We start from the raw sequence: 12,197 nt of genomic DNA on the forward strand, positions 1-12,197 counted from the left end.
GAGCAGCGCCTTATGTGCAGTATCCGCCCGCCTCGCAGTGCGGTCCAGATCGGCTGGTCAGGGGTGGTGTGGATACTGACATTCATGAGTGAGCGCGTCGAGGGCACGGGACCCGACACAGCCGGTGACCCCGCGGACTTCCGGGTGCATGTCGCGACCCAGGCCATTCGCCTGTTCGCCGAGCACGGGTACGAGGCGACCACGGTCGAGCAGATCGCCGCGGCGGCGGGCATCTCGCGGCGCACGTTCTTCCGGCAGTTCCGGTCGAAGGAGGACGTGATCTTCGCCGATCACGAATCCCTCATCGCGCAGGCGTCCGCGTTCCTGTCCGCCACCACGGCGGACCCGTGGGAGGCGGTCTGCGACGCCGCGCGCCTGGTCTTCGACCGGTATCGCGAGAACCGGGAACTCTCGGTGCGCCGCTATCAGGTGGTCCAGCGGGTGCCCGCACTGCGCGACCGCGAATTGGTCACCGGTTATCGCTACGAGCGGGTGTTCAGCGACTACCTGCGGGCCGCCGTCCCCTCCGCCCCGCCCCTCGCCGTCATCGGCTTCACGGCCAGTGTCACTGCGTGCCACAACTACCTGCTCAGAGCCATGATCCGCGGTGACGAGCACGCCACGCCCGAGGCGCTGCGCGCCGCCCTCGCCGAGGTCCGGGACAAGTTCGCGCCCGGGGCCGCCGCGAGGCGCGCCCCGGCCACCTCCGCTCTCGGCGAGACGGTGACGGTGGTGACGTACCCACCCGGTACGCCCGCCGACGAGGTGGCCCGGCAGGTACGCCGGCAACTCGAGGCGCAGCATCCTTGACTGGCACTAAGTGCCATGCTTGACTGAGGGTATTCGTGGACGTACGTACGCGATCGGTATGAACATGCCGAGGGGTACGGACAGCCAGCCCAACCAGGCCTGGCACTGAGTGCCCGAACACTCGGCGCCGCGGCCGCACGCACGACGAGGAGCGTCCCTATGTCCGGCAATCCCGATTTCCCCCTCTTCCAGCTGAACGAGGAGCACGAGGAACTGCGTGCCGCGATCCGCGCGCTGTCCGAGAAGGAGATCGCGCCGTACGCGAAGGAGGTGGACGAGAAGTCCCGCTTCCCGAAGGAGGCGCTGGACGCGCTCGTCAACTCGGGATTCAACGCCGTCCACGTCCCCGAGGCCTACGACGGCCAGGGCGCCGACTCGGTAGCCGCGTGCATCGTGATCGAAGAGGTCGCCCGCGTCTGTGGTTCGTCCTCGCTGATCCCGGCCGTCAACAAGCTGGGCACGATGGGTCTGATCCTCAAGGGCTCGGAGGAGCTCAAGAAGCAGGTGCTGCCCGAGATCGCGGCGGGTGCGATGGCGTCGTATGCCCTGTCCGAGCGCGAGGCCGGATCCGACGCGGCCAGCATGCGCACCCGCGCGAAGGCGGACGGCGACGAGTGGATCCTCAACGGTTCCAAGTGCTGGATCACCAACGGCGGTCAGTCCACGTGGTACACGGTGATGGCCGTGACCGACCCCGACAAGGGTGCCAACGGCATCTCCGCGTTCATGGTGCACAAGGACGACGAGGGCTTCGTCGTGGGACCGCTCGAGCACAAGCTCGGCATCAAGGGCTCCCCCACCGCCGAGTTGTACTTCGAGAACTGCCGCATTCCGGGCGACCGCATCATCGGTGAGCCCGGCACCGGCTTCAAGACGGCCCTCGAGACGCTCGACCACACCCGTCCGACGATCGGTGCTCAGGCGCTCGGTCTCGCGCAGGGCGCGTTCGATGCCGCCGTCGCATACACCAAGGACCGCAAGCAGTTCGGCAAGTCCATCGCGGACTTCCAGAACACCCAGTTCATGCTCGCCGACATGGCGATGAAGATCGAGTCGGCCCGCCTGATGGTGTACACCGCGGCCGCTCGCGCCGAGCGTGGCGAGAAGAACCTCGGTTTCATCTCCGCCGCTGCGAAGTGCCTGGCGTCGGACGTCGCGATGGAGGTCACCACCAACGCGGTCCAGCTGTTCGGTGGCGCCGGCTACACCACCGACTTCCCGGTGGAGCGAATGATGCGAGATGCGAAGATCACCCAGATCTACGAGGGCACCAACCAGATTCAGCGACTGGTCATGTCACGCGCACTGCTCAAGTGACGCACAGTTCTGCTGCGACGGTTCCCCGCTGGAACGCTCCGGCGTTCAATGGGGGGACGGCACCCACGGGTGCCGCGGTAGGTGACAGCACGGTTCGAACCGGGAGCTGCTCGAAAGCAGGCCGTTCGGGGGCCGGCACCGTGACCGACGCAGGGAGTTGAGTGGACATGGGATCGATCAGCATTCTCGGTGAACTGGTGGACGTCCTGGGCGAATTGATGGCCATCATGGGTGGCCAGGGACCAGGCGGCATCGGTGGCGGTGGCGGTGGCGGCCTGGGCGCAGGCAGCCTCGGCAGCTGACCGCTCGGCGGCATCCGCGATCTCCGTCACCCCGGCGTCGAGCTTTCGGCGCCGGGGTGACGGAAGTCCGGCGCCGGATAGCAGAATGACCCTGATAGCAGAATGACCCTGACAGCGCCTCGCCCGTCGGCGAGGTCACGAGACGACTGTGGAGATTCGACTGTGGAGCTAGTTGGTGTGATCGGTGGCGGCACTATGGGTGCCGGCATCGCCGAGGTGTGTGCCAAGGCCGGAAGCAACGTCCTGGTCCTGGAGACCAAGCAGGAGTTCGCCGACGCCGCTCAGGCCCGCATCGCGAACTCGATCGGCAAGGGCGTGGCCCGCGGCAAGATCTCCCAGGAGGAGGCGGACGCCGCCATCTCCCGGGTCCGCGTGACGCTCGACATCGAGGAGTTCGCCGACCGCGACCTGGTGATCGAGGCCGCGCCGGAGATCGAGGCGCTCAAGTTCGAGATCTTCGGCAAGCTCGACAAGATCGTCAAGCCGTCCGGCATCCTCGCGACCAACACGTCGTCGATCCCGGTCATCAAGATCGCCAACGCGACGCAGCGCCCGTCGCAGGTCGTCGGCGTCCACTTCTTCAACCCGGTGCCGGTCATGCCGCTGGTGGAGATCGTCGTCAGCCTCGTCACGTCGGAGGAGACCGTCGCGGCCGTGACGGAGTTCGCTCGTGACACCCTGGGCAAGAAGGCCGTTCGTGCGGGTGACCGCGCCGGATTCATCGTCAACGCGCTGCTGATCCCGTACCTGTGCGACGCGGTTCGCATGCTCGAGTCGGGCTACGCGTCCGCCGAGGACATCGACGAGGCCATGAAGGGCGGCTGCGGTTACCCGATGGGCCCGCTGACGCTGCTCGACACCGTCGGCCTGGACGTCGCACTCGCGGCAGCGGAGTCGCTGCACGCCGAGTTCGCGCAGCCGAACTACGCGCCCCCGGCCCTGCTCCGCCGCAAGGTCGACGCCGGACACCTGGGTCGCAAGACCGGCCAGGGCTTCTACAGCTACAAGTAACGCAACGGATCTCTCGGTGCCCCATCGCCTCCCAAGGCGGTGGGGCACCGTCGTCCATGCCCGGGTCCGGGCGGGGGCCCGGGCATGGACGACGTTCGGCCCGCACCCCGGGCGGGGGTGCGGGCCGAACGCGGTCAGGCGACGTATCAGGCGGGGAACAGAGCGTTCAGCGCGCCGATCAGGCCCAGGATCGCACCGATGCCACCGACGACGGTGCCGATGCCGCTGACGACGGGCTGAATCTGCTTGATCAGCGCGAGATCTGCGTCGGAAGAACCCATTTCGAAACTCCTCAGTGTGAATGGTGTGTCCGCGCTTCGTAGCGCGTCCCGGGATGCTGCACGGTGCTCACGACGATAGCCGCGAGTTCCGGACAGAGATTCTGCGAGACAGTCGATTTCGCTCCGGCCTGCTCGAATCTCCGTGAGCAATATTCATGTGACCCGGCAACGATCCCGGAACAGTCGGGTGTCGAACAGGCGAACAGCAGCGGTCGAATCGGGTCAGCCGACCGGCAGAGAACGGAGGATCCGGACAATTCCGGAGAGGGGTGTCTGCCGGTCCGAGTAGTCGTAGTTACGGACACGCCCGTTTCCCAGGTTGAAATAGGTCCCCACCTGACCGAACTCCGGGAGCACCGGCGGCGTCGTGCACACGTCCGCGACGAGGCACGGGTAGTCGGCGAACAGAGCCGCGAGACGCTCACGATGGGGCGCGGAGATCCGGAACCGCGGATCGAGCAGCGAGTCGGTCTCGACCTGGAAGTACTCGACACCGGCGGCCACGAGGCGGTCCAGATGGAGTCGGCTGTCGAGCAGGCCCACATCGTCCTTCAGGACGAAGAAGCCGTTCGCGATCTTCGGAACCGGCAGACGTTCCAGGAAGTCCAACTGTTCGGCCGCCGCCGACTCCTTGGCCGCATCGACCGCCGTGAACTCGAAATAGGTGGGCCGGAGCGCTTCGACGGCATCGACGACGTCCTGCGGTGAGTGCGCCGCCGACGCGTCGACGTACAGCGAGGTGCGCGGCCCGACGACGTCTTGCAGCATGGTGAAGGTGCCCGCGTCGACCACCCGCCTGTCCGTCTCCGCAGGATCGCCCAGGCAGATCCCGACGAGGTCGACGCCGCGCAGTTTGCCCGCCTCGAGACGTGAGGTCACCTGGTTCACCTTGATCACGGAAACCTCCTGCGCGAATCCCGAGCCCCGATGGTAATCGAGGTCCCCCGCACGTGCGGGGGACCTCGTCCACCGGCGCGGGCGAGCTCAGTCGTCGAGTACGCCGATCCGTCCCTCGACGGCCGCCCGTGCGATCGATTCCTGCATCGCCGGGCAACTACGGGCGCGCGACACCGGGCCGGCGGCGTCGTCCAACACCTGGCACGTGGACCGCGCCTCGGCCGTCCACTGCACGGACGTGTGCTGCCAGCTGTTCTTGACCACCAGCACCCGACAGCCGCAGCGGTCGCACTCGACCGGTTCCACCGCTACACCTGTTCCGCGGCCGCGCGGCGGGCGAGATTGTCGGCCACTTCCCGCTTCCACGCCTCGACGGGCCTGGTGGTGTCGAGTTCGAACTCGAAGCGGTCCACCATGTCCGCGGTGACTTCCGCGACGTCCACGTAGAACTGCTCGTACCAGCGACGCAGCTGGTAGACCGGTCCGTCCTCGTTGGTGAGCAGCGGGTTCTCGATGCGCGTCTTGTTCTTCCAGATCTCGATGTCCTGCTCGAAGCCGACCCCGATGTAGCCGATCATCGCGTCCACCAACTGATCCGCGATCTCGGCGGGAACCTGCTCCGTCTTCTTCACCGAGATGCCGTACATCAGCACGAACTTGTCCGGCGCGATCGGGTAGTGGCAGTTGATGAGCACGGACTCGACGTCGTACTTGTCGTAGTGGTAGATCAGGTCGTCGATCATGAACGACGGGCCGTGGTAAGCGGCGACGGACGTGTTGCCGACCAGGCGCGGCACGTCCGGATCGGTCCACTCGGTGACGTCGTCGCGGCCGACGCCCTTCTGCTCCTGGATTGCGACGTGGCCCTCGAAGACGTTTTTGAAGTACGTGGGGAACGAGTAGTGCACGTAGAAGAAGTGCGCCATGTCCACGACGTTGTCGACGATCTCACGGCAGTTGGTGTCGATGACGAGCGACTTCCACTGCCAGTCCGTCCATTCGGCGTCGGTCGAGCGCATGGCGGGAGTCGTCACCTCCGGCGGCGGCGGGTTGCCCTCCGGGTCGTTCCACACGAACAGCAGCTCGTCCTGCTCCATCGTCAGCCATGCACGCGTCTTCGCGACCGGGGGAACGCGCCGGGCGTAGGGAATGTCGGTGCAGCGGCCCTTGCCGTTCCAACGCCAGTCGTGGAACGGACACGCGACCGAGTCGCCCTTGATCTCGCCCTGGCTCAGGTCGCCACCCATGTGCCGGCAGTAGGCGTCGAGGACCTGGACGTCGCCCTTGCTGTCGGCGAACACCACCAGCTTGGTGCCGAACGCCTCCACCGAGTGCGGCTTGCCGTCGCGGAAGCCGTCGACGAGCCCCAGGCAGTGCCAGCCGCGGGCGAAGCGCGCCGGCGGCGTGCCCTGGTCGATGATGCGGATCTCGTCGGTGTCGACGTCGTCGGCATGCGCGGAGGTCATGGTCAGTCCTTTCGTCCCACGGTGCACGCAGGCGGGCTGTGCCGGTGCTCCGTTCGAACCTCCAATCTCCCGACGCCGCAGCCCCGGTTCCAGAGGCCCTCCCGTTGACTGGTCATTCGTTCGGTGACGCCCTCAGCTCGACACCACGCCGACGAGGTCCGGTGCCACGACGTCGGACAGCCGGTCCCACGGCACCGTCACCACGATCAGCCCGATCGCGTGCGGACCGACCTGGTAGTCCGTGAAGTGGATTTCCATGCCGGCCGGCGTGGCCACCCAGTTCGCGAAGTTCTCCCGCTTCGGCTCGATCCCTTCGCGCAGGAAGTCGGGTCCGGCAGCCGTCGCGGGAAGTAGCTCCGCAGACTCCTCGGACAGCCGGTTCAGGCCGGCTCGGAGGTCCGGGAACAGCCGGTCGAGCGTGACGGGCTGCGCATCGTCGGCGATCACCACCGTCGCGACGAGCGGGGTCGGATGGGCCCCGGGCGGGTCGGCGTTCCACGACGTCACCAGAAGCCCGCTGACGACCCGGGATCCGATGTGCACCACCGCCGAACGGTCCGTGGATTCGAGCGTGAACCGGTCTCCCGGCCACCCGTCGATCTGGTCCTGCAGTGCCGCCCGCATCGACTCGTCGAACTCTGCCGCCACGGCGGGGTCGCCGCCTTCGATCTGCGGGACCACGACGTCGTACCGGACCCGTCCGGTGTCGCCGGTGACATGCACCGTGGTTGCGGTGTAGGCGTTTTCCGCCGGCGGGGGCGACGTCGCCGTCGAGGCAGGAGCGACCGCCGACGCCGTCGGCTGCGGTGCCGCGTCCGTTCGCGCGCTTCCGTCCGTCGCGGTCGAACACGCAGTGGCGGTCGTCAGTATCGCCGTGGCGAAAGCGAACCCGATCGTTCGAGGCAGGCGAGAAGTCGTCATTCGCCTCATTGTGCTCCTCGCGGGCCGGGCCGGCAGGACTGCGCCGACCCGGCCCGGCCGAGAGGCTCGGCGTCACGGCATCCGGGGTGCCGCTACCGACTCGCCCTCGTCGGTCTGCAGGGTGTACGCGGGTTCGGCATGACCGCGCGGCGACTGCGCCGGCTCGGAAGTGTCCTCGTACGCGTTCTCGGCGTGCACGACGATGTCGAGGCCACGTCGCTCGGTCTCGTCGTCGACGCGGATCCCCACCGTGCGATCGAGCACCTTCGCGAGGATCCAGGTCACGGTGAAGGTGTACGCGAACACCGCGGCGATCGCGAGGACCTGGCGTCCGAGCAACTCGATGCTGCCGCCGTACAGCAGGCCGGTGGCACCGCTGGGGGCGGTCGGCGTGGCGAGGAAACCGATCAGCAGACCGCCGACCACACCGCCGACGAAATGGAGAGCGGTCACGTCGAGGGCGTCGTCGAAACGCAGCCGGTACTTCAGCAGAACCGCGAAGTAACAAGCGATTCCGGCGAGGACGCCGACAGCGAGGGCGCCGAGAGGCGAAACCGCACCGCAGGACGGCGTGATGGCGACCAGCGCAGCGATGGCGCCCGAGGAGGCGCCGACTGTCGTCGGTGCGCCGTCCCGGAGGCGTTCGACGACGAGCCACGCGCAGGCTCCCGCGCAGGCGGCGACGAGCGTGTTGAACACGGCCACCGCCGCGTCGTTGTCGGCCGCGCCGAGTGCACTGCCGTCGAACCCGAGCCACCCGGTGAGCAACAGGCCCACACCGAGGAGCACGAACGGCAGGTTGTGCGCCTTCGGTTGCACCGGCCACGTCCGGCGGCGGCCCAGGACGATCGCCATCGCGAGGGCGGCGACGCCCGAGTTGACGTGGATGGCCGTGGATCCCGCGTAGTCGACGGCCTCGAGGGCGTTGGCGATCCACCCTCCCCGCACGCCACCGTCGGCAGAGTCGAACGCGAACACCCAGTGCGCGACCGGGAAGTACACGAGAGTGACCCACAACGCCGAGAAGATCATCCATGCACCGAACTTCATGCGGTCGGCCACCGCGCCGGCGACGATTCCGATCGTCAGTCCCGCGAAGCACAGGTGGATCGCCGCCAACCCGAGCGGCGGCAGGGCGCCGTCTTCGGGCGCTTCGAGCAGTTGGCCCAGGCCCGCGAACTCCAACGGATCGCCGACGAGTCCGGCGCCACCCACCGAGTCCCCGAAGACCATCGAATACCCGAAGGCCACCCACAGGAATGCGGTCAAGCAGAAGGAGACGAAGACCATCAGCATCATGTTCATCGTCGTTCTACGGCTGACCATGCCGCCGTAGAAGAGAACGAGACCGGGAAGCATCAGGGCGACGGCCAGGACGGCCGTCAGAAGCCACGCAGTATTGCCGCTGTCCATGCGGTACTCCCACTCGGGTGAGGGCCGCCCGGGCGACGTGCGCCGGCGGCAGGTTTTCGATGTGTCATCGAAACCTTCGGACGGCCACTTTTCGATGCTGTATTGAAAATGTGTCGATTCGGTTAATCCAACCCTTCCGCCGCCGCGCGGGCACTTCGGACGCGCCGCCGGTCCCGCACCAGGGCGGCGACGGTCGTCGACGCGGACAGGTGTGCCAACTCGCGCATCCGCCGAACGTCCTGCTCGCCCTGCCGGAACCGGTACTGGAGCCCCTCGCTGAGCGCGAGAGCCGCCGTCGTCGTCGCCGGCGCGTCGACGTCACGGAACTCCCCCGCAGCGACCCCCTGCCGGATCACCCGCGCGATCAGCCGTTCGAGCTCGCGGTAATCGGAGAAGAACTCGTCGAACGCCTCCGGTTGCGCGCGCGCCACGCGCTCGAGCTCGTAGAAGTCCAATGGGGCCGAGCACATCTGGACGACGTCGACGTACACGATCCGGTAGAGACGATGCGCCGGCGAATCCGTGGCATCCACGAGTTCGCGGGCGGTCTCGAGGGATTCGCGATTCTTGTCGATCAGCGCCTGCAGGATCGCTTCCTTGTTCGCGAACCAGTAGTACAGGGAGGACTGCCCCAATCCGGCTTCCCGCGCGATCGCACTGACCGAGGTCTGCGCGTACCCGGCCGCGGCGAACAGTCGCGCGGCGGCGCTCACGATCTCCTCACGCGGCGACTCGCCCTGCACCCCGCTGCGCCGAGGGCGCCCGACTCGTTGCCCCACCCCGTCATTACCCATGGGGAGATCGTCCGACACGGATCCACGATTTACCAAGCGGCAACAGTGGGGACACCCCTACGACACGACGCCCCCGCACAGTTTCGATAGGCCATCGAAATAAGTGGACGCCCCGAGGAGGACCCATGACCACCACCGAACCCAAGCTCGACGTCGAAGCGGTGAAGCAGCAGCTGCGGGCGGCCGGAGTCCGGTACGCGATCGCCAGTTTCGTCGACATGCACGGCAATTCGAAGGGCAAGTTCGTTCCGATCGACCACCTCGACAACATGATGGGCGGATCGGAACTGTTCACCGGCGCCGCGCTGGACGGACTGCCACAGGACATCAGTGACGAGGAGCTGTCCGCCCGCCCCGACCTCACCCGGTGGTTCCAGCTGCCGTGGAACCGCGAGTACGCCTACTTCCCGAGCAGCCTGCACACGGCAGGACAGCCGTTCGAGGCCTCGTCCCGCGACATCCTCCAGCGGCAGCTCGCCGCGGCCGCCGACCTCGGATACGGATTCAACCTGGGCATCGAGACCGAGTTCTTCGTCCTGAAGGACTCTCCCGCCGGAACCACCGAGGTCAGCGACCGCGACAACCTCAGCAAGCCCTGCTACAACGTGGCGACCACCCTCGACAACATGGGCTGGCTGGGCGAACTCGTCCAGGCCATGAACGAACTCGGTTGGGACGTCTACTCGTTCGACCACGAGGATGCGCGAGGCCAGTTCGAGGTCGACTTCGCGTACACCGACGCACTCACCATGGCCGACCGTTTCGTCTTCTTCCGCGTCATGGCCAACGAAATCGCACGCAAGCACGGACATTTCGCGTCGTTCATGCCCAAGCCTTTCGCGGACCGCACCGGCTCGGGTGCCCACTTCAACATGTCGCTCGCCGATCTCGAGACCGGCGCGAATCTGTTCCGGACCGACGACGACCCCCGCGGCGTGGGCATCTCACCGCTCGGCTACCAGTTCATCGCGGGCGTCCTGCGACACCTGCCGGCGATCACCGCCGTCATTGCGCCCACCGTCAACAGCTACAAGCGCCTGGTCCGCAAGGGCAGCATGTCGGGCTCCACGTGGGCGCCGGTCTTCGTCAGCTACGGCAACAACAATCGGACCAACTCGCTGCGCGTGCCGCTCGCCGGCGGCCGCGTCGAGTGCCGCGCCGCCGACATCAGCTGCAACCCGTACCTGGGCGCGGCAATGGTGTTGGCCGCCGGTCTCGAGGGCGTGCGCGAGGGTCTCGACCCGGGCGCCCCCCGCACCGAGAACATGTACCGCTACAACGACACCGAGATCGCCGAGATGGGCGTGTCCCTGCTTCCCCGCTCGCTCGGCGAGGCGATCGACGAGTTCCGGGCCGACAGTCTGTCCCGGGAAGTGTTCGGGGACGCGCTGTACCAGGCCTTCATCGACTACAAGACCGAGGAATGGGAGTCGTACCAGTCGCACATCTCGTCGTGGGAGACCGACCGCTACCTCAAGTTCTTCTGACATGTCGGTGGCACGAAGCTTCTCGCTGGGGAGGTTCACGACCGAATTCGGCGTGGACCTCCCCGGCGCGCACCTCTCCTACCGCACCCACGGGACACTCGACCGGGACGGCACCAACTGTGTCCTGTTGCCCAGCTACTACACCGGCACGCACCGCAGTTACGAACCGTGGATCGGACCGGGCCGCATGTTCGATCCACGGGACTGGTTCGTGGTCGCGGTCGACATGTTCGGCAACGGACTGTCGTCGTCGCCTTCGAATCATCCTCTCCCCCGCACATTTCCACTGATCACGATCGCCGACAACGTGCGTGCACAGCGCGCCCTGCTGGATTCGCTGGGAGTGCGGGGCATCGCACTCGCTGCGGGATGGTCGATGGGCGCGCTGCAGTGCTACGAGTGGGCCGTACGGTATCCGTCCATGGTCCGCAGCCTCCTGCCGATCTGCGGCGCCGCACGGTGCTCGGACTTCAACCGCGTCTTCCTCGACGGCGTCGCCTCGACGCTCACGGCCGATCCCGCCTACCGGTCGGGAACGGGGCCTCCGGTGGACGGGCTGCGCGCGTTCGGGCGGGTGTACGCCGGCTGGGCGTACTCGCGGGACTTCTTCGACCGCGGTTCCTACCGGGACGTGGGCTACGACTCGATCGACGACTTGCTCGACGGGTGGGCGAACGACCACGCTGCGATGGATGCCGACGACCTGACGGCGATGCTCGACACGTGGCGCACCGCGGACGTCGGCCGCGGGCACCCGGGCGGCTTCGACGCCGCACTCGGATCGATCGGCGCACGAACCATCGTCATGCCCGGTACCACCGACGCCTACTTCACTCTCGCCGACGCCGCCCGCGAGGCCGCGCTGGTACCGGGCGCCGAGTTGCGTCCCATCGACTCCGAACTCGGACACATCGCGGGGCGCCCCGGAATCCGGCAGGCCGAGACCGACGCGATCGCCGCCGCCGCGCGGGAACTGCTGACCGATCCCCCGCTCACGCACACGCCGGAGACGACAGCCCCGCGACACTGACGATGCCGCATGCGTTGTCCTTCGACAGCTTCCACACACCGTCCTCGGCGACGAAGGTCATGACGCTCTCGGGTGCGGGCTGACCGTCGAGTGCCATGACGACGGTTGCCGCGACCGTGCCGTCACCGAGGTCGGTGACGTCGGTGACCTGTGCGGACGCCTTGTTGACCTTCGCCGCCTCGACTACCTGCTCGATCAACTGCGGATCGGCCTGCGTGCCCTGGACCAGCGTGATCTTCTCCGCCGCGGGGACCGTCTCGTCGAAGGCGCGCGCCAGGTTCGCGTTCAGTTCGGCGGGTGTCGGCGCGGCGATCAACTGCGGTGACGCCGTCGTGGACGACGGCGGAGGCGACGGTGCAGGGTCCCCAGGCTCCGCCGGCTCGGAGCACGCTGCCGTCGCGAGTGCCGCACCGCACAGGATCGCCGCCGCAAGCACCTTCGGACTCCGCTTCGCCCCACCACGCATCG

At 67.4% G+C, this 12,197-nt stretch carries 14 protein-coding genes; 6 read left to right on the forward strand and 8 right to left on the reverse strand.

Going from position 1 to position 12,197, the window contains the following annotated elements; genetic code table 11:
* Positions 1 to 84: 84 nt before the first annotated feature.
* The 4 genes from C7H75_RS22005 to C7H75_RS22015 all read left to right on the forward strand — a co-directional run bounded on the left by C7H75_RS22005 (position 85) and on the right by C7H75_RS22015 (position 3,440).
* Positions 85 to 810 carry a TetR family transcriptional regulator gene (locus C7H75_RS22005; RefSeq protein WP_022598177.1) on the forward strand — a complete coding sequence of 242 codons (726 nt, stop codon included), beginning with the start codon at positions 85 to 87 and terminating at the stop codon, positions 808 to 810.
* 159 nt (positions 811 to 969) lie between these two features.
* Positions 970 to 2,127, forward strand: a complete 1,158-nt coding sequence (locus C7H75_RS22010) for an acyl-CoA dehydrogenase (RefSeq protein WP_005517308.1) — start codon at positions 970 to 972, stop codon at positions 2,125 to 2,127.
* Between the two features lie 167 nt (positions 2,128 to 2,294).
* On the forward strand, positions 2,295 to 2,429 hold the full coding sequence (locus C7H75_RS26365; RefSeq protein ID WP_005517306.1) for a hypothetical protein: 135 nt from the start codon (positions 2,295 to 2,297) through the stop codon (positions 2,427 to 2,429).
* A gap of 162 nt (positions 2,430 to 2,591) precedes the next feature.
* Positions 2,592 to 3,440, forward strand: coding sequence for a 3-hydroxybutyryl-CoA dehydrogenase (locus C7H75_RS22015; RefSeq protein WP_084847700.1), 849 nt, complete (start codon positions 2,592 to 2,594; stop codon positions 3,438 to 3,440).
* Between the two features lie 146 nt (positions 3,441 to 3,586).
* Here C7H75_RS22015 and C7H75_RS26370 read toward each other — a convergent pair whose 3' ends face one another.
* The 7 genes from C7H75_RS26370 to C7H75_RS22045 all read right to left on the reverse strand — a co-directional run bounded on the left by C7H75_RS26370 (position 3,587) and on the right by C7H75_RS22045 (position 9,212).
* A complete protein-coding gene (locus tag C7H75_RS26370) occupies positions 3,587 to 3,721 on the reverse strand; it encodes a hypothetical protein (RefSeq protein WP_005517304.1) in 135 nt (44 codons plus the stop codon).
* Positions 3,722 to 3,943: 222 nt separating this feature from the next.
* A complete protein-coding gene (locus C7H75_RS22020; protein ID WP_022598180.1) occupies positions 3,944 to 4,618 on the reverse strand; it encodes a hypothetical protein in 675 nt (224 codons plus the stop codon).
* 87 nt (positions 4,619 to 4,705) lie between these two features.
* A complete protein-coding gene (locus tag C7H75_RS22025; RefSeq protein WP_084847701.1) occupies positions 4,706 to 4,924 on the reverse strand; it encodes a hypothetical protein in 219 nt (72 codons plus the stop codon).
* Positions 4,925 to 4,926: 2 nt separating this feature from the next.
* Positions 4,927 to 6,084 carry a 3-ketosteroid-9-alpha-monooxygenase, oxygenase component gene (locus C7H75_RS22030; protein WP_106851842.1) on the reverse strand — a complete coding sequence of 386 codons (1,158 nt, stop codon included), beginning with the start codon at positions 6,082 to 6,084 and terminating at the stop codon, positions 4,927 to 4,929.
* Between the two features lie 132 nt (positions 6,085 to 6,216).
* Positions 6,217 to 7,005 (reverse strand): RsiV family protein, encoded by a 789-nt coding sequence (locus C7H75_RS22035; RefSeq protein WP_022598186.1) that lies wholly within the window; start codon positions 7,003 to 7,005, stop codon positions 6,217 to 6,219.
* A gap of 72 nt (positions 7,006 to 7,077) precedes the next feature.
* Positions 7,078 to 8,418 (reverse strand): ammonium transporter, encoded by a 1,341-nt coding sequence (locus C7H75_RS22040; protein WP_084847703.1) that lies wholly within the window; start codon positions 8,416 to 8,418, stop codon positions 7,078 to 7,080.
* Between the two features lie 122 nt (positions 8,419 to 8,540).
* Entirely contained in the window at positions 8,541 to 9,212 is a 672-nt protein-coding gene (locus C7H75_RS22045; protein ID WP_044991468.1) for a TetR/AcrR family transcriptional regulator, read from the reverse strand.
* A gap of 125 nt (positions 9,213 to 9,337) precedes the next feature.
* Between C7H75_RS22045 and glnT the strand changes: the two genes are divergently transcribed.
* On the forward strand, positions 9,338 to 10,699 hold the full coding sequence (glnT, locus tag C7H75_RS22050; RefSeq protein WP_022598190.1) for a type III glutamate--ammonia ligase: 1,362 nt from the start codon (positions 9,338 to 9,340) through the stop codon (positions 10,697 to 10,699).
* Position 10,700: 1 nt separating this feature from the next.
* The gene (locus C7H75_RS22055) at positions 10,701 to 11,729 is read left to right on the forward strand and encodes an alpha/beta fold hydrolase (RefSeq protein ID WP_013417363.1); all 1,029 of its coding nucleotides are present in this window, start codon (positions 10,701 to 10,703) and stop codon (positions 11,727 to 11,729) included.
* Here C7H75_RS22055 and C7H75_RS22060 read toward each other — a convergent pair.
* Positions 11,692 to 12,165, reverse strand: coding sequence for a WKL family lipoprotein (locus C7H75_RS22060; protein ID WP_233281813.1), 474 nt, complete (start codon positions 12,163 to 12,165; stop codon positions 11,692 to 11,694). The two genes, C7H75_RS22055 and C7H75_RS22060, sit on opposite strands and share 38 nt — an antisense overlap.
* Between the last annotated feature and the right edge of the window lie 32 nt (positions 12,166 to 12,197).

The organism is Rhodococcus (subgen. Prescottella) equi (genome assembly GCF_003013675.1).
GTDB classification, from domain to species: Bacteria; Actinomycetota; Actinomycetes; order Mycobacteriales; family Mycobacteriaceae; genus Prescottella; species Prescottella equi.